The organism is Rhodococcus sp. AQ5-07 (assembly GCF_009707305.1).
Classification (GTDB): domain Bacteria; phylum Actinomycetota; class Actinomycetes; order Mycobacteriales; family Mycobacteriaceae; genus Rhodococcus_F; species Rhodococcus_F erythropolis.
Genome location: NZ_CP046099.1, coordinates 1,394,268 through 1,419,149, shown reverse-complemented (window position 1 = coordinate 1,419,149; position 24,882 = coordinate 1,394,268). Strand labels below are relative to the sequence as shown.

Here is a 24,882-nt window from a genome sequence, read left to right as displayed (position 1 = left end):
AGCCTGCTGATCAGCCGGCCGCGACCTCGAAACGAGAAAGTGCGAGCAGACGCGAGGTCGCGCGCAGGTACTTCTTCTTGTACCCACCGGCAAGCATCTCGGGGGTGAAGATCTCGTCGAGGCGTGCGCCGGAAACGGTGACCGGGATGCTCGCGTCGTACAAGCGGTCGGCGAGAACCACGATGCGCAGTGCAACAGACTGATCCGTTGCCGGGTGAACGCCGTCGATGAAGACCGCCTTCACCCCCTCGACCAACTTGTTGTAGCGCGACGGGTGCAGTGTGCTGAGGTGCTTGCAGAGCTCGTCGAAGTTGTCGAGCGTGGCGCCGTCGATCGCCTCGGCCCGAGAGACCAATTCCTCCGAGGAGATGGGCTCCGGTGCGGGCGGGAGATCGCGGTGACGGTAGTCGGGGCCATCGACGCGAATCGTCTCGAAGATCGAGCCGAGCTTCTTGATCTCACGCAGGAAGTCCTGAGCCGCGAAGCGACCCTCACCGAGCTGGCCGGGAAGCGTGTTCGACGTCGCGACGATGGACACGCCGCGCGCGGAAAGCTCCGAAAGGAGGCGAGAGACGAGCATGGTGTCGCCCGGATCGTCGAGCTCGAACTCGTCGATGCAGAGAACGCTGTGGTCGGCGAGCGCTTCGACCGCTTTGTTGAAGCCGAGAGCGCCGACGACGTGTGTCAGCTCGACGAAGGTTCCGAAAGCCTTCGGCGAAGGGACGCTGTGGAAGATCGACGCCAGCAAGTGAGTCTTACCGACACCGAACCCGCCGTCGAGGTACAGGCCGGCGCCGGTCGCCTGGGTCTTCTTGCCGAACAGTCCGCGGCGTCCACCACTACGGATCTTGGTTACGCGCTTGGAGAATTCCTCGGCCTTGGCGACAGCAGCTGCCTGGCTCGGTTCCTTCGGATCAGGAATGTAGGACGCAAAACTCACCTCGTCGAACATTGCGGGAGGCACCATTTGAGCTACCAGTTGATCGGCGGGTACCACCGGGCTGCGATCGACAAGACGTTCATGCATCCGTCAAGGGTATCTACGTGATGTGATCTCTCATGTGCACCGTATGGATATTGCGACCTACTTCACACCAGGCCACGAAGACGAACTCCGCGGCTTGTACGCCTATCCGGCGAACCTCTCCCAACCCTGGATGCGCGTGAACTTCGTTTCCAGCATCGACGGGTGCGTCTCCGTCGACGGAGTGAGCCATGGACTGGGCACCCCTGCAGACAAGTCGGTATTCGAGATCTTGCGCGAACTTTGTGACGTCGTCGTGGTCGGCGCAGGCACAGCGCGAGCCGAGAACTACGGGGGTGTGCAGATCTCGGACGCAGCCCAGGCGCGACGAAAGGCGGGCGGCCTCGCTCCGGTCCCACCGATCCTCGTCGTCTCGGCGCACGCGTCGATCGACCCTGAAAGCCGGCTCCTACGAGATACCGAAATTCCGCCGATTCTTGTTGTCGGTAGCGCCGCGGACAGCGCAGCGATTTCAGCGCTGAGGTCGGCCGGAGCGCAGGTGGAGGTGACGGACTCACCGAATGTCAGCAGCGGCGACATCGACAGGGCCTTGTCGGCTCGCAAGCTCCGTCGCGTGCTGTGTGAGGGCGGGCCGTCACTTTTCGGGCAGTTGATCGAGGACAATGCCGTCGACGAACTCTGCATCACCACTTCACCTCAACTGGTGGGGAGCAAAGTCGGCCGAATCTCGCTCTCCCCCAATGCAATGCCAACGTCGATGCGTCCCGCTCACATTCTCGGCGATTCGGACGGCACGATCCTCACTCGATGGGTTCGTCAGCAGCCACGTCGGTGAACCTGGCACTCTGGTCGGCATGCGCAGAGTTGCTTTGATGGCCGTCGTCCTCGCGACGTGTTGTGCGTGCGGAGCCGGTCCGTCGCTTCGGCCCGCCGTCGCGGTCGAAGGCCGCACCGACGGCAGCCCTGCCCAGAGCGAGGTACCGTCACCCGATGCGCCGCCGGTTGACCCCGGCGTCCCGACCGACGACATACCGTGGCGAGACTGCACCGGCACGTCACTCGCCGACCAGGCTCTCGCAGCGTCGAGCGCCGGCGTCATCCTCGAATGCGCGGAATTCAGTGCCCCCATCGACGTGACCGGCGCCATCGACGGCAACTTCACTGCCGGCTTGACCCGCGCTCGAACATCCTCGACGCCTGCCAACGCGTATCCGATCGTGTTCACGTCCGGCACCGACCGTTCGTCGGGAAACTCTCTGGCCATGCTCGCTACATCCGGCTTGACGACGGTACTCGCGGATCACCCCGTCGTTGCCCTGGATCGACGCGGAATCGACAGGTCCACCGCAATCGACTGCATGACGCCGGAGATTCGGCGCGGCCTTCACGATCTGGGCCAGTTCGACGCGGACTCCACCGGCGACGCCGCCGACGCGGTCGCCGCTCTCGGTCACGATGCAACCATCGCCTGTACCGACTATCTCGATCCTCAAGAACTGAAGTTCGGCGCGGACTCCGCTGCCGAGGACATCGACGCTCTACGTACGCGGTGGGGCGTCGAGACCATCGCTCTGTGGTCGGCAGGGTCCGGCTCGGACATCGCGCTGAGCTACGCGGCAGCCCACCCCGAGAACCTCGCGAGGTTGATCCTCGATTCTCCCGCTCCGGTGGCCACGGACGCTGCCACCGAGGCAGAGAGCCGCGTGCAGGGTGAGGAAGCGGCGTTGACCGCATTCGCTCAGCGATGTGTGGCGCTGGGGTGCTCGCTCGGACCTGATCCGAAGAAAGCGGTCACGGACCTGATGGAGCGCGCTCGGGCCGATGAATTCCAGCCGCTGTCCGCCGCTGCGGTGTCGAACGCGATTTCGGCGAGCCTGTGGACTGCCGGAACCAACCGTGAGCAAGAGACCCGCTCGCTCTCAGACGCTCTGTCCGCGCTCGGTACCGGCAACGCTTCGCCGATTCGAGAGCGCGCCGCCCGGGCAGAGAACGAGGTGGACGGTGACGGCCAGTTCATCGGACGATGCACCGACGGCATGCAGTGGCCGGGGATCGGGCGCGTCCGCGAACTGGCGGACACCTGGGGCACCAACTATCCGGTATTCGGTCGAGAAGCCGCGCTCGGTTTGCTCGCATGCGCCAGCTGGCCGTCGACCGCCAACTCTCCCCTGCCGAATCAGTTGAAGCCCGCCGTCCTCGTGCTGAGCGGTCAGGGCGACCCGGCCGTCGGGAACTCCGGACTCTCGACCGTCACCGGCGTCGTGACCAACGCGGGGTCGCGCTTCGCAACCCTGGACTGGCAGGGTGCAGGTCACCCCGCGGCACAATCCACCTGCGCGCAGCAGGCGATGAGGGCATACCTCACCGACGCCTCCCTGCCCAGCAACGGAAGCGTGTGCCCGGCCTGACTCGGGCGCTTGTCCACCACGACCGAAAAGGGGTGCATCCCCCGATCACACCCTGCTCCGGTGTACCGTGCCGAAGTGTTCCTTCGACAGCTCGAGCCGCGTACCGGGCGGACAACCCAACAAGTCGTCAACTTCGTTTTGTGGCCGATCGCCGTGATGACCGTGCTCAATCGTGTCATCGTCACAGCAGTCAACGGCGCCATCACCGATGACTTCCGACCGGTCTACAACGCCGCGCTGGCGTTCTGGAACGGGCGCGACGTCTACACCGCAGATTTCAACTCCGTAGACCCCCATTACCTGTACCCGCCATCGGGTTCCTTGTTGATGGCACCCCTGGCGATCCTCGATCCCGAGCGCTCGCGGTGGCTGTTCATCGGTGTCAATGCCGTCGCCATTCTCGTGGCTCTCTACCTGCTGTTGCGCTTGTTCGACCTGACGATCAGTTCCATCGCGGCGCCGATTCTGGTGCTCGGCGCTTTCATGTCGGAGACGGTCACCAACACGTTGGTGTTCACCAACATCAACGGCCTCGTACTGCTCGGCGAAGTTGCCTTCCTCCTGCTGCTGATGCGCAAGAAGGATCTGTGGGCCGGCGCCGCGATCGGTCTCACCATCGCAGTGAAACCCACTCTCGCGCCACTGCTCCTGCTGCCGCTCGTTCGCGGTCAGTGGAAGGTGCTCGTCACCGCCCTGGGCATCCCGTTCATTCTCACGGTCGTGGCATGGCCGCTTGCGTCGGATCCGATGGACTTCGTCCGCCGCACCGTGCCGTACCTGCTCGAATCTCGTGACTACTTCAACAGTTCGATTGTCGGAAACGGCGCTTACTTCGGTCTGCCCGAATGGTTGATCCTGCTGTTGCGCGTCGTGTTGGCCGCCATGGTCGTCGTCTCTCTGTGGCTTCTGTACCGCTATTACCGCAACGACGAACTCTTCTTCCTCACCACCGCGACCGGTGTGATCATGACCGCGTCGTTCCTGCTGCCATCGCTCGGCCAGATGTACTACTCGATGATGCTGTTGCCGCTGTTGATGTCCGTGGTGCTCAAGAACTCGGTCATGAGGAACTGGCCGGCGTGGCTCGCCGTCTACGGCTTCATGACGTTCGACAGCTGGTGGTCGAACCGCTGGCCGACCTTCGGCCGGGCAGCCGAATACACCAAGAGCACCCTCGGCTGGAGCCTTCTGCTGATCGTGATCTTCTGTGTCCTCGGATACCGGTATCTGGTCGCGCGTCGCGAGGGCCGCTTGGATCGCGGAATCGATCCCGCCTACCTCCTCGATCCCCCGCTCGATACCGTCTCACCTGCCGACGAAGCCGAAACGGCGACAAAGCATTAGCGTGGAGGCATGAGTTCTTCACACGATGGCATCGAAAGCACACCTGAGGTCACGTACACCGAGAGCGAGTGGCGCGAAAAGCTGACTCCGGAGGAGTTCGCCGTCCTGCGCCAAGCCGGCACCGAACGCCCCTTCGTCGGCGAGTACACCGACACCACCACGGAAGGCGTTTACTCCTGCCGTGCGTGCGGAGCCGAACTGTTCCGCAGCACCGAAAAGTTCGAATCGCACTGCGGGTGGCCGTCCTTCTTCGATCCGGCGGATTCGGATGCCGTGATCCTGAAGGAAGACAGCTCACTCGGGATGCGCCGTGTCGAGGTCATCTGCAAGAAGTGCCACAGCCACCTCGGTCACGTCTTCGAGGGCGAGGGATACCCGACGCCGACCGATCAGCGGTACTGCATCAACTCGATCTCGCTGGTTCTCAAGCCCGCTCAGTAGCCAGGTCGTGGGCTACCCCGTGTCACTGGTAGCCCACGATTCGAGACTTCAACTCAGAAGTCCCAGTTCAGCGCAGTCGGGCTCAGACCAGCCGCGTTCAGGTCCTCGTTTCGAGCGACAAGACCGTCCTTGACTGACCCGATCCCACCACCGATCGCGCCGGAAGTGATGTCCGTCAACGAGGCATCGCCGCCCGTGACTTCCTTCGTCACGATCGCAGCGGACGCTCCCGATACCGCATCGTCGAAAGCCCCCCGCGCGATCTGCTGCAATCTCGAACCGGTCGGGAGCGGGTTCGGGTCAGGGCCGACACGATCCGGCGTCGTCTTCAACCCTCCGTTCGCAAGTCCCTTGATGAAACCGTCGCGGCCCTCGGTCACGACCTTGCCACCGTCGATCGACTGGCGATGATCCATCGTCATCTGCCCGAGTTGAATGGCGAGGCCGGAGAAGACGGCAGCGGCAGCTTCCACTGCTGCAGCCTCGATCACTCGTATCAACAATTGCTGCAACAGCATTCGGACCGTGAGTGTTGTTGCCACCTCAGCCGCCACGATTCCGGCGGTACTCGCACCCAGTGTCGGGACAGCGGCCGCCACCATGGCGGCAATCTCGAGCGCCAGTGCGCCCAGCGCCGCGAGGATCGACAGTTTGGTGTACTCGATGTCCGTGCCGGTATCGGTGCATGACTGACCCAGTTCGGCCGCGGCAGAGGACAACCGCTCGAAGACATCCGCAACTCCCCCGGCCTCCGACCAATACCGAGACAACGAGTCGCCGGCTCGACCGTCGATCGATGCCAGTACTGTTTGCAATCCGTAACCACCGGCAGCGGCCGAAGCCTCGATCCGATCAGCCGCGCCTGACCAGGCATCACCCAACCTCCACAGTGCCGTTTCGTCTCCTTGCGGCCAGTCACTGCCCACCGCGACCGACGCAACCGCCTGTAACCAGCCTGGAATCTCGAGTCCCATCAGAGCCCACCCGCCATGTCGTCGGCAAGCGAGGTGTCGATCGATTCGAAACGATCGGTGATCTCGATCAGCGTGGCGGTCAATTCGCGGAGCGCGCCCGCGACCAGTGTCATCCCACCGACTGCTGACTCCGCACCGGGAACATACGCGTCCGAGAATGCGGTTCCGAACTGGTCAGCGCCCCAGCACCCCTCTTCGGCGCCGGCCACTGTTTCCAGAGCACTCCGTGCCTCGTCGAGATCGGCAGCGACCACCTCGAATGCTGGTGCAGCACTTCCCATCGCGGCCACGTCCACGTCCAGTTCAGACATTGCCGGAGCTCCTCAGAACGGTGCGGTCCCAGTGCTCGTCGCCGCCGACCGGCACCGACGCCGGACGAGGCGCGAGAATCTCACGCAATCCGAGCACACCGGGAACGAGGTCGGGCAAATCGATCCTGGCCGCTTCGGTGAACGGCCTCGACATCTCGGCAATCTGTCGGCGCATGTCCTCCGCCGCAGATGTGGCCGTGGCCAGGATCAGATTTCCCAACGCTACCGGCGAATGCTTGCCGTAAGCGCTCCCGGAGAGGGCGACTCCCACGGTCGCCCCCGAAGCGTCTACGACGACTTCCACACTGCCATCACTCGAGCGCGCGCTCGCCGTCGCTCGTGCGATCTTCTCCTGCATATCCGCCAGCGATCGCGTTCGCTCCAACAGATCAACCTGCATCGAATCGATCTGAGCCCGAAGAACTTCGACCTGTCCCCTCATCGAACCAACATCCGCCCCACTCACGATGGCCCCCACCTTCGATAGATCGTGACACCTGATTCAGGCGCTCACGAGGTTCGACGCGGGAGGTGGCCGATCGGTTCCGTCAGCGCGAACGAAGCACGGGCGGATCGAACGCCTTGACCGGCGGCAGAACCCCTTCGAATTTCTCGATCTGCACCAGAACGTGCTGGCCGGTGCACCCGTGCGAAAGCGAAGACGTGCCGACGTCCGGCGTAAGAACGTTGGGATTTCCGTGAACACACAGCGAATCGGGATCGGCAGGATCGAGCGGGTCGTACCACGCCCCGGTCGACAACTGGACGACGTCGCTCCGCAAATCCGAATCGACGATCACACCAGCCAGGCACGCCCCGCGATCGTTGAATACGCGCACCACGTCCCCAGCCGACACGCCGCGCTGGGCCGCTGCATCGGGGTGCATACGAATCGGCTCGCGTCCCTGAATCTTCGATGCCTGGCTCGCAGCGCCGTGATCGAGTTGGCTGTGCAGCCGCGTCTTGGGCTGGTTGGCGATCAAGTGAAGCGGGAATTGCGTGGCCCGTGGTCCACCCAGCCACTCGTCGGGCTCGTACCAGCGCGGATGGCCGGCGCAGTCGTCGTAGCCGAAAGACTCGATGGTCTCGGAGAAGATCTCGATCTTCCCACTCGGAGTCGAGAGCGGATACTTCTCGGGGTCCTCGCGGAAGTCACCGAAGAGCACGAGGTTGTCTTCGGTTCGCATCCGGTAGTGCCCGTCCGACCAGAAATCCTCGAACGTCGGTGTGTTGCCGCCGTCTGCATCGACGAACGGCCGCCATTGACCGTAGAGATGCTCGATCCACTCCTGTGAGGATCTCCCCTCGGTGAACTGCTCCCCGAATCCGAGCGCAGAAGCCAGAGCGGCAAACGTGTCGTAGTCGTCTCGCGAGTTCGCGAAAGGTGGAACTACTTGCTGCATCGCGACCAGAAGTGGATCATTTCGTGTGCAGCTCAGGTCATTTCGTTCGAGCGACGTTGTCGACGGGACAACGATGTCGGCATTGCGGGCCATCGGCGTCCAGTAGGGATCGTGAACGACGATCGTGTCCGGACGCGCAAATGCCCGTCGCAGCCTCGGGAGATCCTGGTGGTGGTGAAACGGATTGCCACCGGCCCAGTAGACCAACCGAATATCCGGATAGGTCAGGCGCCTGCCGTCGTAGTCGAACTCCTCGCCGGGCGAGAGCAAGAGATCGGAGATCGCGGCCACCGGAATGAAATCGGGCACCGGATTCACACCTTGTGAGAAGGTCGGCAACGGATACGGCACCGGAGCCAGACCCGGCTCGTTCATCGAACCGTAGCCGTGGCCGAAACCGCCACCCGCAAGCCCGAATTGGCCGAGCATCGCGGCGAGTGTCACGCCCATCCACGGTGCCTGCTCACCGTGTTTGATGCGTTGCAACGACCACGTGACGGTCACCAGCGTCCGGCCGGACGCCATTCTCCGAGCCAGGTCGGTGATGAACTCCGCCGGCACCCCGGAGATCTTCTGCGCCCAGCGCGGATCCTTCGGTACACCGTCGGCACGTCCGAGCAGGTAATCCTCGAAGCGTTCGTAGCCGACGCAGAAGCGGTTCAGGAAATCGCGATCGTGCAGGTCCTCCGACGCCAGGACAAACGCCAGGGCAAGCATGATTGCCACGTCGGTTCCCGGAACGGGTGCGATCCACTCGCAGTCACCATCGACGTCGTCGCGCAACGGACTGAAGGAGACGATCTTTCCGCCGCGGGTACGAAATGCGTCGAGCGCCCCGCGCGTCGGATGATCGCTCGTACCACCGGCATTGACGCCGGTGTTCTTGATCGGCACTCCCCCGAACGAGACGAGAAGATCGGAGTGCTTGGCGATGACGTCCCACGACGTGGAGCGCGCGAACAACTTCCAGTGAGTTCCGACCACACGCGGCATGATGACACCGGTGGCACCGAGCGAGTAGCTGTGGACCGACTTGGTGTATCCACCCAGCTGATTCAGAAATCGGTGAACTTGGCTCTGCGCGTGATGGAATCGACCGGCGCTGGCCCAGCCGTACGAGCCGCCGAAGATCGCGTTGTTCCCGTGCGTGTCGACCACGCGACGCAACTCGCGGGAGAGGAGTTCGGTCAGTTCGTCCCACGAGACCGAGACGAACTCGTCCGCGCCACGTCGGTCACTGGGACCAGGTCCGGTCTCGAGCCAACCGCGGCGCACCGCCGGGCCCGAAACGCGAGCCCGACTGCGCACCGAACCGGCGAGGTTCCCGAGCATCGGCGAGGGATTCGAATCACCCTCGTAGGGATGCACGGCGGTCACCTCGCCGGCGACCGATTCGGCGGTGAACATTCCCCAATGGGACATGTGTTGACGACGCCGGTTCGGTGCAGTTGTCACAGAAACTACTTTCGAAGTAGATCAGGGTAGGGAAAGGACCAGCTTCTCGATGTCCACGCGCGGCCCGGTGAAGAACGGCACCTCTTCGCGAACGTGCAAGCGAGCTTCGGTGGCACGCAGATCGCGCATCAGATCGACGATACGGATGAGCTCAGGCGCTTCGAACGCGAGAATCCACTCGTAGTCCCCCAGAGCGAAGGCCGGGACCGTGTTGGCGCGAACGTCCTTGTACGAACGAGCAGCCATACCGTGATCGGCGAGCATCTTGCGACGCTCCTCGTCGGGGAGCAGGTACCACTCGTACGAGCGGACGAACGGGTAAACGCAGATGTAGTCGCCCGGATCCTCACCCGCGATGAACGAGGGCACGTGGCTCTTGTTGAACTCCGCGGGGCGGTGCACCGCCGAGTTGCTCCAGATGGGAGCACTGGCCTGTCCGAGGACGGTGGTGCGGCGGAAATCCGCGTACGCGGCCTGAAGTTCCTCGATGCTGGCCGCGTGGGTCCAGATCATGAAGTCCGCGTCGGCGCGCAAGCCGGCGACGTCGTAGATGCCGCGAACCACGACGCCCTTGTCTTCGAGACCCTCGAAGAACAAGCGGGCGTCCTTGACCGCAGCTTCCCGATCATCGCCCAGCACACCGGGTTCCACCTGGAACACGGAGAACATGAGGTAACGGATTTCAGAGTTCAGTTTGTCGAAATCAAGGCGTGCCATGGGTCTATCGTGCCACTCGCTCGAATATCCGTGTAGCCGCCGTCGTGCCGACTGCGACACACGCCGGAACCCCGACGCCGTGCAGCCACGACCCGGCTACTTCGAGGCCGTCGAACTGCGTCATCCCGGACTCGATTTCAGCCACGATTTCCGTGTGACCTGGGGAGTACTGGGGAAGACCGCCGTGCCACCGCTGTACGAAGCTCGCTCCTGGCTCCTCGGTGATTCCGGTCACGGTCTCGAGATCGGCGCGCGCAAGTTCGATCAGTTCACCATCCGGCCGGTCGACGATCTCCGATGCGCCGAATCGACCGAACGACACCCGAACGAGATGCTCGCCGCGATCAGCGAGGTGCGTCCACTTTCGGCTCGACAGCGTGAACGCCTTGGCGGTCAGGTCGGCGTCGGTGGCAACCAGGATCCCCGAATTCTGCGGAAGGTCGACCTGACCGGGCAGGCGGAGCGCCACCACCGCGGACGACGCCAGTTCGATCCGCGACGCGATACGCGCAATATCCGCATCGACGCCGGCCAACAGCACCGCTGCGCGCGGCGCCGGAACAGCCAGAATCACCGCGTCGACGCTGCCGAGCGGATCGACGTTCCAACCTTTCCCGTCCCTGCGTAACCCGGAAGCCTCGCCGCGGACGAACGTCGCGTCGGCGGCCTGCCGCAGCGCATCGAGCAAGATGCCGTAACCGTCCCTGAGCGCTCCGAACACTGGTCCGGGTGTAGGTGTCGGCACTGCGGCTGCAACTGCATCCGTGAGGCTCTGAGCGCCCGCATCGAGCGCCGCAGCGAGTGTCGGCAAAGCTGCACGCACTCCGATGGTCTCTGCCAGGCCCGAGTACACCCCGCCGAGAAGCGGATCCACCGATCGGCTGACCACCTGATCACCGAATCGCTGTGAAACCAGTTCGGCAACACTGCAATCGGAACCGCGGGTCCACTCGAACGGAGCGCCTGGTTCGGCAGCTATGCGCGACAGTGTCTGCTCGTCGACTAGATCTCTCACCGACTCGGACGATGCCGGGATTCCCATCAGGGTTCCGGCAGGAAGTCGATTCAGTGAGCCCTGGGACCAGATCAACGGGCTCAACCCCGCTGGGTAGACGATCTGATCGGTCAGTCCCAGCTCGGCCAGAAGCGCAGGGACTTCGGGCCGACGGGCGATGAACGCCTCGGCGCCGATGTCGATCGGGCCACCGCCAAGATCAATCGTTCGCAGCTTCCCGCCCAGTCGCGGAGAGTCGTCGACGACCGTGATGTCGGCAACGGAGCCCAGACTGCGCCGAAGCCGGTACGCGGCAACCAGACCGGAGATTCCGCCTCCGATCACCGCGACCGACGGCCGAGTGGTTGTCACAGCGAGTGCACCAGCTCCACCGCCGAGGTGATCGCCGTGGGATCGGTGTCGGGAAGAACTCCATGGCCGAGGTTGAAGATGTGGCCGATGGCACCGGCTTCGATCGCGCGGTCACCTTCAGCGGCGATCCGGCGCACCTCACGATCGATCACCTCGGGGCCCGCGAACAGTACAGCGGGATCGAGATTGCCTTGCAGCGCCTTGCCCGGACCGACACGACCGGCCGCGACGTCGAGCGGAATCCGCCAGTCGACACCCACGACGTCGGCACCTGCCTCCCCCATCGCGCCGAGAAGTTCACCGGTTCCGACACCGAAGTGGATACGCGGAACGCCGGCAGCGGCAACCTCGGCAAACACCCGTTCGGAATGTGGGAGAACAAATTCCCGGTAATCGGCCAGCGAGAGCGCGCCGGCCCACGAGTCGAACAGCTGAACCGCGTCGACACCCGCCTTGAGCTGCGTCTGCAGGAAGCAGATCGTGGTGTCTGCCAGGCTTCCGAGCAACGCGTGCCAGGTCTTCGGATCGGAGTGCATGAGCGCCTTGGTCTTCTCGTGGTTCCGGCTCGGACCACCCTCGACCAGATACGACGCCAAGGTGAACGGCGCTCCGGCAAAGCCGATCAGCGGAGTCGAGCCCAACTCGGTGGTGAGAAGTCGAACGGCCTGCGCGATCGCCCCGACCTCTTCGGGAACCAATCGAGGGAGGGCTGCGACGTCGGCGATGGAGCGAATCGGATTGGCAACCACCGGTCCGACGCCGGCAACGATGTCGAGATCGATTCCCGCCGCCTTGAGCGGAACAACGATGTCCGAGAACAGGATTGCCGCGTCCACGTCGTGACGGCGCACCGGCTGCATCGTGATCTCACAGACCAGCGCCGGATCGAAACACGACTCCAACATGCCGATCCCCGCGCGGATCTCGCGATACTCCGGCAACGAACGTCCGGCCTGGCGCATGAACCACACCGGCCGTCGACTCGGAGTGCGTCCGGTCGCCGCGGCGAGCAACGGTGCGTCGGGCAAAACTCGCCGAGCGCTGTATTCCGCCGACCCGGTCATGCCTGAATTCATGTTGTCCAACCCGCTCATCAGTCCTCGCGCTCTCCGCCAACGTGTGTCTTCGATCGACTCAATGCTGCCATGTCCCACACTCGGGATCGGACACCCGAGCGGTTCGTGAGCGGCCACACACCCGAACCACACTCGGTCGGCGCGCCTCCACCTACCCGCCCTTATCCCCGACTAACGTCCTGACCTGTGACGACATCCGGATCGACAGCCGACCCGGCCGAGTTCCGTGCCGCCGTGGAGGCGATGACCGCTGCGCGGGTTCGGCCCGAGATAGAGGTCGGTCCCATCCGTCCGCCGCAGCGTCTCGCTCCGTACAGCCACGCAGTGGGAGCCGAGGTTCTGCACCCGGACTCCGACGTCGTGGCCGAGCAGTCCGAAGGCGACGCTTTCGGCCGCCTGATCCTGTTGTTCGATCCGGACGGCGACGAGGCGTGGAACGGCACCATGCGGTTGGTGGCCTACATACAGGCCGACCTCGACGAAGCCGTCGCCGCGGATCCACTACTTCCCGAAGTAGCCTGGAGTTGGCTGGTGGACGCACTCGAAGCCGGACCGGAACCTTTTGTGGCCCTGGGCGGTACGGTCACAGCCACAACTTCCGTGCGATACGGCGACATCGCGGGCCCGCCACGAGCCCACCAACTCGAGTTACGAGCATCCTGGACTGCAACGTCATCGGAATTGGCTCACCACGTCGAGGCTTTCTGTGAAGTTCTCGCGTACGCGGCAGGACTTCCGCCTGCCGGGATAACCACGCTGTCGCGGCAGGGCGACTAACTCCACTACTCGTTTACGCATTCCCCCGGAAAAATACTAGAACCTGTTCTAAAATGAGTCATGCAACGTCTCAGCGGACTCGACGCGACCTTCCTCTACTTGGAAACACCGACCCAGCTATTGCACGTTTGTGGACTCGTACTGCTCGACCCCTCGACCATTCCGGGCGGTTACGACTACCGGAAGCTGCTTCGCGAGTTGGACTCGCGGATGGCCACGATGCCGACCTTCCGGCGCAAACTCAAAGATTCCCGCCTCAATCTCGACTACCCGGTATGGGTCGACGATCACGATTTCGACATCGAGCGGCACTGCCACCGGACCGCGGTACCTGCTCCGGGCACACACGCGGAACTGGCAGAACTCGCCGGACACATCGCGAGCCAACCGCTGGATCGTTCCCGCCCACTGTGGGAGATGTGGGTCATCGAGGGACTTGCCGACGGACAGATCGCCGTCATGTCGAAGATTCATCACAGCGCTGCCGACGGCGTCACCGGCGCGAACATCCTCGCTCAGCTGTGCAGTCTCGAACCGGATTCACCGGCGCTCGTGGATCCCACCGCACAGGGTGCGGGCGACGCGGGAACGCTGGACATCGCGATCGGCGGACTCATGGCCGTCATCGCCCGGCCCGCAAGAATTGCCCGTCTGGTCCCCGGCGGAATCGCGATGCTCCCCAACTGGGTGACGCGTGCACGCAAGGGTGAAGCGATGCCTGCTCCGTTCACCGCGCCGCGGACCTCGTTCAACGGCGCTATCACCGGTCACCGCAACGTCGCCTTCAGCCAGCTCGATCTCGCGAAGGTCAAAGCCGTCAAAGACCGTCACGGCGTGAAGGTCAACGATGTGGTTCTCGCGCTGTGCGCGGGTGCTTTGCGGACCTACCTCGAGGACCGCGACGAACTGCCGGAGGACTCACTCGTCGCGATGGTCCCCGTATCGGTCCACGGTAAATCCGATCGGCCGGGCACAAACCAGATCTCGGGCATGTTCACGCAGCTGGGCACCCAGATCGGCGATCCGGTCGAGCGTCTGCACGCGATCAGCGATTACAACGCCACCTCGAAGAACCACAACGAGGCTCTGGGTGCGAACATGCTCCAGGACTGGTCCCAGTTCGCATCACCAGCGGTGTTCGGCGCCGCCATGCGGGTGTACTCGTCGCTCAAACTCGCCGAGCGTCACCCGGTCGTGTCCAACCTGGTCGTCTCGAACGTGCCCGGGCCGCCGGTCCCGCTCTACTTCCTCGGCGCCCAGATCAAGGGAATGTTCCCGCTCGGCCCGATCTTTCACGGGGCAGGACTCAACGTGACGGTGATGTCACTCGACGGAAAACTCGACGTCGGCATCGTCAGTTGCTCCGATCTGGCACCCGAATTGGACCAGCTCGCGCAAGGTTTCGGAGCCGCACTCGACGAACTGTTCGACGCTGAGGTGACAACCCCGGCCCCGACTGCGACGTAGAGTCAGTGACCATGTCCGAAGTCACCGATGATGCAACCGAGCCCACCTCCGACGTAGTTCCGCTGCTCGTTCCGCGTGACGGAGTTCCGGACGTCATCACCACTGCCGCCGGTGTCGCCGACGCCGCGGCCGCGCTGGCCTCCGGCCACGGCCCGCTCGCCGTGGACGCCGAGCGAGCATCCGGATTCCGTTATTCGGCACGGGCGTACCTGATCCAGCTCCGACGCGAAGGAGCGGGATCGTTCCTGCTCGACCCGATCCCGACAGCGCAGGACCTGCAGCCGTTGGCCGAGGCGATCAACCCGTTGCAATGGGTGCTGCACTCGGCCGATCAGGATCTCCCCGGCCTCGCCGAACTGGGCCTGACACCGGCCGAGCTGTTCGACACCGAACTGGCCGGTCGACTGGCCGGGTTCGAACGAGTCGGACTCGCCGCGATAGTGGAACGAACCCTGCGGGTGGAACTTCGCAAAGGTCACGGGGCCGCGGACTGGTCGACACGTCCGCTCCCGGACGCCTGGTTGAACTACGCCGCCCTCGACGTCGAAGTGCTTCTCGAACTGCGCGACGCCATGGAAGCCGAACTCGAATCCCAGGGCAAGCTCGAGTGGGCGAAGGAGGAGTTCGAGTACATCCGTCTGGCCGGCCCGCCCAAGCCCAAGCCCGACCGTTGGCGTCGTACATCGCACATCACCTCGCTCAAGACCACTCGGCAGTTGGCGGCAGTACGGGCGCTGTGGCAGGCGCGTGAGGATCTCGCGCGCAAGCGCGACGTGTCGCCGAGCCGGGTTCTCCCTGACTCCGCCATCATCGATGCCGCTCTCAAAGATCCTCAGTCGCTGGATGCGCTCCGTTCGCTTCCCGTGTTCGGCGGACCACGTCAACGCCGGTATTCGCGTGTGTGGATGGACGCGCTGGAAGCTGCGCGCAGGCTCCCGGACAGCGAGCTTCCGCCGAAGACCCCGCCGATCGTCGGACCCCCTGCCGCCGGTCGGTGGGCTCGCCAGGACCCGGCGGCGGCCGATCGACTGACGGCGGCTCGGGCAGCACTGTCGGACCTGAGCAAGGAAGTGTCGGTGCCCGTGGAGAATCTGCTCCAACCCGACCTGGTCAGGCGCCTGTGCTGGGACTGGAAGTTGGAACCCGACTCCGACATCACCGAAGTCGAGAGTGCAATCGAGACCAAGCTCACTTCCGGTGGCGCACGTGGCTGGCAACGCACTTTGACGGTTCCCGTCCTCGCCGAGGCACTGAACTCCGTGGTCCCGGCCGAGCCCGAAGCGGAAGAGCCTGAATCCTGACCTGACCCCGGTGTGAGGTTGGAGCAATTCGGCACGTTAAGTTACCGGTCAGTAATGGGCAGTAGTACGCTCGATACGAGGCCGGACGCCTGGCCGTGATCGCCGAACCAACGTCTCACCGCACTTCGGAGTGGTGGGCAGCTCCATCAGGAGGAATTCGCGTGGCTCCATCCACAAACAACCAACGCAACGTCGTCTTCGTCGACGGCATTCGCACCCCGTTCGGCAAGGCCGGCCCGAAAGGCATGTACGCCGACACGCGCGCAGACGATCTCGTCGTCAAGGCGATTCGTGAGCTGCTTCGCCGTAACCCGCAGCTCGATCCCGCACGGATCGACGAAGTGGCTGTCGCAGCCACCACGCAGACCGGTGACCAGGGCCTGACCATCGGCCGCACCGCTGCGATCCTCGCCGGTCTCCCCGAAACCGTTCCCGGATTCGCCATCGACCGCATGTGCGCCGGCGCGATGACCGCCGTCACCACCACCGCGTCGGGCATCGGCTTCGGCCAGTACGACGTCGTGATCGCCGGTGGCGTCGAGCACATGGGCCACCACCCGATGGGTGAGGGCGCAGACCCCAACCCGCGCTTCCTCGCCGACCGCCTGGTCGACCCGAGCGCCCTCGTGATGGGTAACACCGCCGAGAACCTGCACGACCGGTTCCCGACCATCACCAAGGACCGCACGGACGCCTACGCCGTCAACAGCCAGAACAAGTACGACGCTGCCAAGAAGGCCGGCTTCATCGCCGACACCCTGGTCCCCGTCGCCACCCGCAGTTCCGCGGGCTGGGGTCTGGCCACCGAAGACGAGCCGCCGCGCCCCGGAACCACCGTCGAAGATCTCGCGAAGCTCAAGACGCCGTTCCGCCCGGCCGGACGCATCACCGCCGGTAACGCCGCCGGACTCAACGACGGTGCCACCGCAGCACTGCTCGCCGGTGAGGACACCGCAGCCGAGCTCGGCCTGCCGGTCGGCATGCGCATGGTGGGCTTCGCCTACCAGGGCGTCGACCCCGCCGTCATGGGCATCGGCCCGGTTCCCGCCACCGAGAAGCTCCTGGCACGCACCGGCCTGAAGATCGAGGACATCGGACTCTTCGAGATCAACGAGGCGTTCGCCGTTCAGGTCCTCGCGTTCCTCGAGCACTACGGAATCGCCGACGACGACCCGCGCGTCAACCAGTGGGGCGGCGCCATCGCGTGTGGCCACCCCCTCGCTTCCTCGGGCGTTCGCCTGATGACGCAGCTCTCCCGCCAGTTCGCGACGCGGCCCGACGTGCGCTACGGCTTGACCACCATGTGCATCGGACTCGGCATGGGCGGCACCGTCATCTGGGAGAACCCGAACCACGCTGACTACCAGGCAGGGGTTAACTAAATGTCTGATATTGCAACAGCATTCGCCGACGAGGTCGTGACGAACGCCTACACGAAGATCATCTCGGTCCCCGGCATCGAGGGCCCGTTTGCACTGATCACCCTCGACAACGGCTTCGACCACACCAAGCCGTCGTCATTCGGTCCCGGCGGACTCGCAGCATTCGACGCCGCCCTCGACGAAGCCTTCGCAGCCAACCCGGTTGCCATCGCCGTCACCGGCAAGCCGTTCATCTTCGCCGCCGGCGCGGACCTCAAGGGTGTTCCCGCGATCACCTCTCGCGAGCAGGGACTCGAGCTGGGCCGCTTGGGTCACAAGGTGTTCCGACGCCTGCGTGAGTCGTCCGTTCCCACGTTCGCCTTCATCAACGGTGTCGCTCTGGGCGGCGGCCTCGAGGTCGGCCTGCACAGCCACTACCGCACGGTTGCCGCCAATGCGGGCGCACTGGGTCTTCCGGAAGCATTCCTTGGCCTGGTCCCCGGTTGGGGCGGAACGCAGTTGCTCCCCAACCTCGTCGGCCCGTCGAACGCCGTCACCGTGGTGATCGAGAACTCGCTGAACCAGAACAAGGTGCTCTCCCCCAAGAAGGCACTCGAACTCGGCGTCGTCGACGTCGTTCTCGATTCTGCCGACTTCATCGAGCAGTCCCTCGCCTGGGCGTCGCAGGTCCTCGCCGGCACAGTGACCCCCGCTCGCCCCGAGATCGACCGTGGCCAGGGCTGGGACGACGCGATCGCTCGTGCGAAGGCGATCGTCGACGGCAAGACCAAGGGCAACGCTCCCGGCGCCGTCAAGGCCGTCGAGCTGCTCGAACTGGCTCGCAGTACCGACATCACCGATGCCGCTTCGCTCGACAAGGGCTTCGCGGCCGAGGACGAGGCTCTTGCCGATCTCCTCCTGACCGACGAACTCCGTGCAGGTCTGTACGCCTTCGATCTGGTGAACAAGCGCGCCAAGCGCCCCGCCGGAGCACCCGACCGCTCGCTCGCCCGCAAGGTCAGCGGCGTCGGCATCGTCGGTGCCGGTCTCATGGCCAGCCAGCTCGCGCTGCTCTTCGTCCGCCAGCTCAAGGTGCCGGTCATCCTGACCGACATCGACCAGGAGCGCATCGACAAGGGTGTCGGCTACGTCCACACCGAGATCGAGAAGCTCCAGGGCAAGGGACGCCTGTCCCCCGACGCCGCGAACCGTCTCAAGGCCCTCGTCTCCGGCTCACTCGACAAGGCCGCGTTTGCCAAGACCGACTTCGTCATCGAAGCCGTCTTCGAGAACATGGACGTCAAGAAGAAGGTCTTCGCGGAACTCGAGCAGTTCATCGCTCCCGAAACCATCCTCGCGACCAACACCTCGTCGCTCTCCATCACGGAGATGGCGTCCGAGCTGAAGCATCCCGAGCGCGTGGTGGGCTTCCACTTCTTCAACCCGGTTGCCGTTCTCCCACTCCTCGAGATCATCAAGGGCAGCAAGACCGACGACGCTACGCTCGCAACGGCTTTCGCCACCGCGAAGTCACTGAAGAAGTCTGCTGTCCTGTGCGGCGACAAGGCCGGCTTCGTCTTCAACCGCCTCGTCACCCGCACCTTGGGTGAGGTCATGTCCGCCGTCGACGAAGGCACCCCCTTCGACGTCGCGGACAACGCCATCGCCGAACTCGGCATGCCCATGTCGCCGTTCACCTTGCTGGCCCTCGTCGGACCCGCAGTGGCTCTGCACACCGGTGAGACCCTGCAGGAGTCCTACCCGGACCGGTTCAAGAGCTCACCTGGACTCGAAGCACTCGTCGAGGCTCGCAAGCCCGGCGTGTGGACCTGGGGCGAGAACGGTCAGGCCGTCGATCCCGAGGTCGCCGCACTGTGGCCGCAGGGTGACAAGGTGTCCACTTCGGAAGAGGTCCTCGAGCGCACACGTCGTGCGTTTGCCGAGGAAATTCAGATCATGCTCGACGAGGGCGTCGTAGCGGCAGCCGAGGACATCGACCTCTGCCTGCTGCTCGGCGGCGGGTTCGGATTCTGGAACGGCGGCATCACGCCGTACCTGGACCGGACCGGTACCTCCGAGGCTGTCAACGGCAAGCGCTTCCTCGCGCCTGGTGTTGCCAGCGTCTGAGTCAGTCGATCGACCCGTCACGGACGGCGTGCCTTCGGGTACGCCGTCCGTGGCGTTTGCGCAGGTTCAGAATAGTTTTCCCACATCGTCTTTCACGATGTTCTCGAGCGCACGCTCCGCGACGGCGGCGATAGTCATCGACGGATTGCACGCAGCGGAGTTGCCCGGCAGCAGAGCGCCGTCGAGCACGTACAACCCCCGCTGGCCCAGAACCCGACCATCAAGATCGCACACCGAGTTCATGCAGGCACCGCCGAGGGGATGCCAGGTGGACGGCAGTAACGCGTTGGTGTCGGTGAGCAGTCCTCCTGCCGCGATCTGCTGGGCCGCAGGTCCGATGTGGCCTTGCTGGATCGCAGAGTCGCCATCCCTCGGCCAACGGAGCACCGCCTCGCCTCGCGCTGAGTCGTACACGAACCGACCTCGGTCGCTGCTGACCCCGAATCCGACCATCACCGTGCTGTGAGCGTCGAACGCCACCGGCGGGAACGACGCCTGAATGACGGTGAACGCGTTATGCGGGTCGTCCCAGTTCCGGCTGCCGTAGACGACCGGACCGCCCTGCGTCGCACCGAAATTCTCCGCGAGATCCGACCAGATGTAGATCCGGTCGGCATTGGTCCCCCACCCCGCGCCGAGTTCGTCGGGCAGATCCGTGATCCGCCCCGTTGCCGCGGCGCGGACCAGGAGTTTGGTGGTGTTCATGCTGCCGGCAGCCATCACGAGCGCATCCGTCGTCAAAATCTTGTTCTCGAGAATGTTGCCGGAAATGTCGGTCCGGTCCACGTACACACGCCACCGTCCGTCGGCCGCCCGCTCGACATCGGTGACCTGGTGCAGAGTCTCCATATTCACCAATCCGGTCGCTTCCGCAGCCGCAATGTAGGTGACATCCACCGAATGCTTGCCCCCGTTGTTGACACCGAGCGCGCCGTCACCGTTGGTGTACGACGGCTTCATCTCACCCCGCAGTTCGGCCAACGCGTAGTTCCAGTCGATCGGCATCGGAATCTTCGACACCGGTAGACCGGAACGCGTTGCGTTACGCGCGAATACACGTGCCGCCTCGTAGTTCGGGCTGGAAATCAGTTCGTCGGGTGCAGTTTCCACTTGCAACATCCGCGCCACCCGCGGGTAATGGACGCGGTCCATTCGTGCGTAGTCGAGCTCCTCCGGAAAGTGCGTGTTGAAGACCGCTTCTTCCGGTTGCAGCGTCATCCCTTGGTACACAAGCGATCCGCCGCCCACCCCGGCTGCGCAGATCGCGGTCATGTTCTCACCGGTCACCGTCTCCAACAAACCCGCGTATGGCTCGAAGATCGCCGGCCTGCCGAACAGAGTCGGGTTGGACTGATGCCAGAGGATACGCTTGTCCGGACTGGCGGGATGCGGAAAAGTTTCGGCATTCGGCCCGGTCTGCCACCGAATCCCTCTCTCCAGCAGGGTGACCGGAACCCCGGCCTCGGCCAAGCGAAGTGCCGTCACCCCTCCGCCGAACCCCGAACCGATAACCACGACACGGTGCACTTCACGTGTCAGCGGAATCCCTGTTGCAGCCTTGGCAGTGCGTGGCGCCATCATCGCGACTCCCACGGCGGCCGCACCGGCCAAGAACGATCTACGTTTCACTCCGGACATGACTGGTGCTCCCTCGAAGAATGTCGCCAGAGAATTCCGGGCACGCCAAAACTAGACACTCTGGCGCTCGAGTGTCAAGGTTTTGGCGGAGCAGGCGAGGAACTACGAGGTCGACCGGATTGCGGGCCCGAGCCACCTCGAGAGAAAGGCCCGCAAGGAGTCATCGGAATGGACGAGGTCACTGTCGAATGCAACAACCGAAAGCCCCAGTCGCACGGCAATTTCCACTATCTCATCCAACTCCGCCTCCGTGGCGAGGCCACGTTCGACCATAGGGGCGAGCATCTGACCAGCGAAAGGTATTGCTCGACTCATCATTTCGAGATCGAAGACAGGGTTTCCCCGCTCGGCGAGGAGCAGAGTCGCGAGCACCGGGTGAGCACGCACGGCAGTTCGCGCGGCAACGATGAATTCGACGACGTAGTCGCACGCCGTGTCGACCGACTCCACCTGTGCCGTGATCTCCCCGAGAACCTCGACAGCGAGACCGCCCATCGCCTGGGAGACGACCTCTTCACGTGTACCGAAAATCGAGTACACCGTCTGGCGCGAGACACCGGCCGCGGTGGCAACTGCGGCAATGTTCACAGCCTCGAATCCGCCACCTTCGATCAGTCCGAGGGCGGCGCCGAGAATCTTCTGCTGAGATCGCACGAGGAAAGTATCGCCCACCGAAACGGCGCCCTGAGAAACGCGGTCCAGATCCGACTCCCACCTGCATAAACGGCACAATCGGTTTCGTTTGGCTGCCGAAATTCAGTAGGTTAGGCTGCCCTTCATGAAAACTTCTGTTCGGGGCTTCACTGCCCTCGGTGCGGCTGCAATCGCGGTCACCGCACTTGTCTCGTGCTCCTCGGATTCAGGCACATCCACGACATCCCAAGGTACGGACGGATTCCCCGTCAGCATCGAGAACACCTTCGGCACCACGACCATCGACTCGAAGCCCGAGCGCCTCGTCACCCTCGGATGGAACGCGCAGGACATCCTGTACGCACTCGATCTGACTCCGGTCGGACAGCCCAAGTACACCTACGGTGCGGACGACAACGGCGTCATGCCCTGGGCCCAGGACTACTTCGACGCGGACAAGACAACGCTCTTCGACATGCCGGCCAGCGGAGAACCGCCGATCGAGTCCATCGCGTCGTTGACCCCCGACGTCATCCTGGCGCCGTACGAGGGCTTCGAGGAATCCGTCTACAACCAACTGAGCAAGATCGCACCGACTGCCGCTTATCCCGGCGCAGCGTGGCAGACGTCCTGGCAGGACCAGACCCGCATCGTCGGCAAGGCAGTCGGCAAGAGCGAAGAGGCCGAGAAGCTCGTCGACGGCCTCGACGCGACTCTCGCCGATACCGCCGCAGCCCACCCGGAGTTCGCCGGAAAGACATTGGCAGTGGTCAACTTCGACACCGATTCGAGCAACATCAACGTCTATCTGCCCACCGACCCGCGGGTCCAGGTGCTGACGGAACTCGGATTCGTCAACGCGCCGGGCGTCGAGAAGCTCGCCGCGGACAATGCAGGTGGATCGTTCTTCAAGACGATCTCCTACGAGAACATCGCCGACATCGACGCCGACGTGATCGTCGGCTTCACCGACGGCTCCGGTGATCCGTCCGGCATACCCGCAGTCGGTGGACTCGACGCGGTCAAACGCGGATCCACCGCATTCCTCAGCGACACCCGCGTCATCGGCGGACTGAGCAACGTCAACGTCCTGAGCACGCCTTGGGTCCTCGGCCAGATCACACCGACGTTGAGTGAAGCCGCCAAGCGCGCGACCGCCTAGAAACGGGATTTTCACGACACCCTCAAAGCCAACTCCCACGGCATGAACTACACGAGCGGGTTCACTCTGAAGCCTGACGCCACAGGCACGATCCTCGAGATGTACTTCTCCGGGGAATCCGAATCCACTTCACGTATCTCGAAGATCTTCACAGCGGTATTCGGTCGATTGGGCGCGCGGGTGACCGGAAATTCATGGCAAAGGACCTCGAGGACATCGCAGCAAAAGCCGAGAGTCTCGCGGGTAAGTAGACCGCCCTCACCTGCACTGACATTATTGTGTGCATAATGACTGCAATCAATGCCTTGTCTCTGCGTCCGCTTGTTTCGACCTGGGATTGGACTCAGCTGGATAACGGCGCGTGAGTCCCCGCCAAATCTCGTCCGGTGGGCGTAGCGTGCAGAGTGCTCGCGGATGGATCGACGCATCGGGGTGTCGACCGTAGGGCCTTTGAGGGGGCAGGAATGGCATTCAGCGGAACCGCCTCCGGCGGTGGATCCGGCGCTACTCGCGCCGACGTCGGACATGCAGTGCTCTTCGCCGGCGCCGCCGCGCTCGGCGGTTTTCTGTTCGGATACGACACCGCCGTCATCAACGGGGCAGTCGGTGCGATCCGAGACAAGTACGACATCGGCGCCTCGGGCACCGGGCTCACGGTCTCACTGACTCTGCTCGGCGCAGCACTCGGCGCCTGGATCGCAGGCACACTCGCAGATCGCCTCGGCCGCATCCGCGTCATGCAAATAGCCGCGGTGTTGTTCATAATCGGCGCCGTCGGTTCCGCAGTTCCGTTCAGCGTCTACGACCTCACGTTCTGGCGCGTGGTCGGCGGCCTGGCCGTCGGTTTCGCATCGGTCATCGCTCCGGCGTACATCGCGGAGATCTCTCCCGCTGCGATTCGCGGCCGCCTCGGTTCGATGTACCAATTGGCGATCGTTCTCGGAATCGCTGTGTCGCAGTTGGTCAACTACGCACTCCAGGCCGCGGCCGGTGGCGATCGCAATCAGATCGCGGGCCTCGAGGCCTGGCAGTGGATGTTGATGCTCGAAGCCGTTCCCGCAGTTCTGTATCTGATCATGACGACCACGATTCCCGAGTCGCCGCGATTCCTCGTAGCGCAGGGCAAGGACGATCGCGCTCGCAAGATCATCTCCGACCTGGAAGGCGGCGATCACGACGCCGTCACCGAGCGGATGAACGAGATCCGCGACTCGCTCAGCGAGAAGCAAGCCAAAACAACGGTCCGCCAACTCTTCTCGAAGCGGCTCGGCGTCTCCCACCTGGTGTGGGTCGGCATCGCACTCGCCGCACTGCAGCAGCTGGTCGGTATCAATGTGATCTTCTACTATTCCAGCACCCTGTGGCAGGCAGTGGGATTCGGTGCCGACCGCTCCCTTCTGATCAGCGTCGTGAGCGCCTTGGTCAACATCGTCGGTACGTTTGTCGCCATCGCCGTCATCGACCGAGTCGGTCGAAAGCCGCTGTTGTTGGTCGGTTCCGCCGGTATGGCCATCTCACTGGGCACCGCGGCGTTCTGTTTCCATTCGGCAACGGTGACCAAGAACGAGATCGGCGAATCTGTGGCCACGCTGACCGGAGCCAACGCGACTATCGCACTTATCGGTGCGAACGCATTCGTATTCTTCTTCGCTCTGTCCTGGGGCCCGGTGGTCTGGGTGTTGATCTCCGAGATGTTCCCCAACCGCGTGCGTGCTGCAGCAGTCGGAATTGCGACCGCCACCAACTGGGTCGCGAACTTCCTGGTCTCCTGGACGTTCCCGGCACTTGCCGATTGGAATCTGTCGTACACCTATGCCGGCTACGCCGTCATGGCAGCGTTGTCACTGTTCGTCGTCCTGCGATTCGTGAAGGAAACGCGAGGCAGCACACTCGAATCCGTCCAGTAGCGAGATCTCGCGGTTTCACACCGAAAAGC

21 protein-coding genes are annotated in these 24,882 nt (G+C 63.9%); 11 read left to right on the top strand and 10 right to left on the bottom strand.

Features of this window, described 5'->3' with window-relative positions; all coding sequences use genetic code 11:
* Nucleotides 1-10: 10 nt before the first annotated feature.
* Nucleotides 11-1,027: a cell division protein ZapE gene (gene zapE / locus GJB56_RS06710; RefSeq protein WP_019748277.1), complete on the bottom strand. Its 1,017-nt coding sequence runs from the start codon at nucleotides 1,025-1,027 to the stop codon at nucleotides 11-13.
* A gap of 43 nt (nucleotides 1,028-1,070) precedes the next feature.
* Between zapE and GJB56_RS06705 the strand changes: the two genes are divergently transcribed.
* The 4 genes from GJB56_RS06705 to msrB are packed head-to-tail and all read left to right on the top strand — an operon-like array spanning nucleotide 1,071 to nucleotide 5,178.
* The gene (locus GJB56_RS06705) at nucleotides 1,071-1,820 is read left to right on the top strand and encodes a pyrimidine reductase family protein (RefSeq protein WP_069147255.1); all 750 of its coding nucleotides are present in this window, start codon (nucleotides 1,071-1,073) and stop codon (nucleotides 1,818-1,820) included.
* A gap of 19 nt (nucleotides 1,821-1,839) precedes the next feature.
* Nucleotides 1,840-3,393: an alpha/beta hydrolase gene (locus tag GJB56_RS06700; RefSeq protein WP_069147232.1), complete on the top strand. Its 1,554-nt coding sequence runs from the start codon at nucleotides 1,840-1,842 to the stop codon at nucleotides 3,391-3,393.
* Between the two features lie 60 nt (nucleotides 3,394-3,453).
* Nucleotides 3,454-4,737: a glycosyltransferase family 87 protein gene (locus GJB56_RS06695; protein WP_019748274.1), complete on the top strand. Its 1,284-nt coding sequence runs from the start codon at nucleotides 3,454-3,456 to the stop codon at nucleotides 4,735-4,737.
* Nucleotides 4,738-4,746: 9 nt separating this feature from the next.
* Entirely contained in the window at nucleotides 4,747-5,178 is a 432-nt protein-coding gene (msrB, locus tag GJB56_RS06690) for a peptide-methionine (R)-S-oxide reductase MsrB (RefSeq protein ID WP_060938503.1), read from the top strand.
* A 53-nt stretch (nucleotides 5,179-5,231) separates the two neighbouring features.
* Here msrB and GJB56_RS06685 read toward each other — a convergent pair whose 3' ends face one another.
* The 7 genes from GJB56_RS06685 to hemE all read right to left on the bottom strand — a co-directional run bounded on the left by GJB56_RS06685 (nucleotide 5,232) and on the right by hemE (nucleotide 12,498).
* Nucleotides 5,232-6,152 (bottom strand): WXG100-like domain-containing protein, encoded by a 921-nt coding sequence (locus tag GJB56_RS06685; protein ID WP_046378502.1) that lies wholly within the window; start codon nucleotides 6,150-6,152, stop codon nucleotides 5,232-5,234.
* Complete coding sequence (locus GJB56_RS06680) at nucleotides 6,152-6,463, bottom strand: hypothetical protein (protein ID WP_019748272.1); 312 nt, start codon at nucleotides 6,461-6,463, stop codon at nucleotides 6,152-6,154. The genes GJB56_RS06685 and GJB56_RS06680 overlap by 1 nt, the downstream gene beginning before the upstream one ends.
* Nucleotides 6,456-6,929: a YbaB/EbfC family nucleoid-associated protein gene (locus tag GJB56_RS06675; RefSeq protein ID WP_020969512.1), complete on the bottom strand. Its 474-nt coding sequence runs from the start codon at nucleotides 6,927-6,929 to the stop codon at nucleotides 6,456-6,458. The genes GJB56_RS06680 and GJB56_RS06675 overlap by 8 nt, the downstream gene beginning before the upstream one ends.
* 82 nt (nucleotides 6,930-7,011) lie before the next feature.
* Nucleotides 7,012-9,288 carry a molybdopterin guanine dinucleotide-containing S/N-oxide reductase gene (locus tag GJB56_RS06670; protein WP_113683579.1) on the bottom strand — a complete coding sequence of 759 codons (2,277 nt, stop codon included), beginning with the start codon at nucleotides 9,286-9,288 and terminating at the stop codon, nucleotides 7,012-7,014.
* Nucleotides 9,289-9,342: 54 nt separating this feature from the next.
* Nucleotides 9,343-10,038: a hydrogen peroxide-dependent heme synthase gene (gene hemQ, locus GJB56_RS06665; RefSeq protein WP_019748269.1), complete on the bottom strand. Its 696-nt coding sequence runs from the start codon at nucleotides 10,036-10,038 to the stop codon at nucleotides 9,343-9,345.
* A gap of 4 nt (nucleotides 10,039-10,042) precedes the next feature.
* Nucleotides 10,043-11,404: a protoporphyrinogen oxidase gene (locus tag GJB56_RS06660; protein ID WP_019748268.1), complete on the bottom strand. Its 1,362-nt coding sequence runs from the start codon at nucleotides 11,402-11,404 to the stop codon at nucleotides 10,043-10,045.
* Nucleotides 11,401-12,498, bottom strand: a complete 1,098-nt coding sequence (gene hemE, locus GJB56_RS06655; RefSeq protein ID WP_021334677.1) for a uroporphyrinogen decarboxylase — start codon at nucleotides 12,496-12,498, stop codon at nucleotides 11,401-11,403. The genes GJB56_RS06660 and hemE overlap by 4 nt, the downstream gene beginning before the upstream one ends.
* Before the next feature lie 168 nt (nucleotides 12,499-12,666).
* Here hemE and GJB56_RS06650 point away from each other — a divergent pair, with 168 nt between their 5' ends.
* The 5 genes from GJB56_RS06650 to GJB56_RS06630 all read left to right on the top strand — a co-directional run bounded on the left by GJB56_RS06650 (nucleotide 12,667) and on the right by GJB56_RS06630 (nucleotide 19,513).
* Nucleotides 12,667-13,257, top strand: a complete 591-nt coding sequence (locus GJB56_RS06650; protein ID WP_019748266.1) for a DUF3000 domain-containing protein — start codon at nucleotides 12,667-12,669, stop codon at nucleotides 13,255-13,257.
* 60 nt (nucleotides 13,258-13,317) lie between these two features.
* On the top strand, nucleotides 13,318-14,724 hold the full coding sequence (locus GJB56_RS06645) for a WS/DGAT/MGAT family O-acyltransferase (RefSeq protein ID WP_113683578.1): 1,407 nt from the start codon (nucleotides 13,318-13,320) through the stop codon (nucleotides 14,722-14,724).
* Nucleotides 14,725-14,735: 11 nt separating this feature from the next.
* Nucleotides 14,736-16,025, top strand: coding sequence for an HRDC domain-containing protein (locus GJB56_RS06640; RefSeq protein WP_020907574.1), 1,290 nt, complete (start codon nucleotides 14,736-14,738; stop codon nucleotides 16,023-16,025).
* Nucleotides 16,026-16,186: 161 nt separating this feature from the next.
* Nucleotides 16,187-17,407: a thiolase family protein gene (locus GJB56_RS06635; RefSeq protein ID WP_003942598.1), complete on the top strand. Its 1,221-nt coding sequence runs from the start codon at nucleotides 16,187-16,189 to the stop codon at nucleotides 17,405-17,407.
* A complete protein-coding gene (locus GJB56_RS06630) occupies nucleotides 17,408-19,513 on the top strand; it encodes a 3-hydroxyacyl-CoA dehydrogenase NAD-binding domain-containing protein (protein ID WP_047888396.1) in 2,106 nt (701 codons plus the stop codon).
* Nucleotides 19,514-19,579: 66 nt separating this feature from the next.
* Here GJB56_RS06630 and GJB56_RS06625 read toward each other — a convergent pair whose 3' ends face one another.
* Together GJB56_RS06625 and GJB56_RS06620 are read right to left on the bottom strand one after the other, a co-directional pair.
* On the bottom strand, nucleotides 19,580-21,151 hold the full coding sequence (locus GJB56_RS06625; RefSeq protein WP_113683577.1) for a GMC oxidoreductase: 1,572 nt from the start codon (nucleotides 21,149-21,151) through the stop codon (nucleotides 19,580-19,582).
* Nucleotides 21,152-21,253: 102 nt separating this feature from the next.
* A complete protein-coding gene (locus tag GJB56_RS06620; protein ID WP_029255269.1) occupies nucleotides 21,254-21,805 on the bottom strand; it encodes a TetR/AcrR family transcriptional regulator in 552 nt (183 codons plus the stop codon).
* Between the two features lie 124 nt (nucleotides 21,806-21,929).
* Here GJB56_RS06620 and GJB56_RS06615 point away from each other — a divergent pair, with 124 nt between their 5' ends.
* Both GJB56_RS06615 and GJB56_RS06610 read left to right on the top strand, forming a co-directional pair.
* The gene (locus GJB56_RS06615; protein WP_020969505.1) at nucleotides 21,930-22,946 is read left to right on the top strand and encodes an iron-siderophore ABC transporter substrate-binding protein; all 1,017 of its coding nucleotides are present in this window, start codon (nucleotides 21,930-21,932) and stop codon (nucleotides 22,944-22,946) included.
* Between the two features lie 464 nt (nucleotides 22,947-23,410).
* A complete protein-coding gene (locus GJB56_RS06610) occupies nucleotides 23,411-24,853 on the top strand; it encodes a sugar porter family MFS transporter (RefSeq protein ID WP_020907569.1) in 1,443 nt (480 codons plus the stop codon).
* Nucleotides 24,854-24,882: the final 29 nt, after the last annotated feature.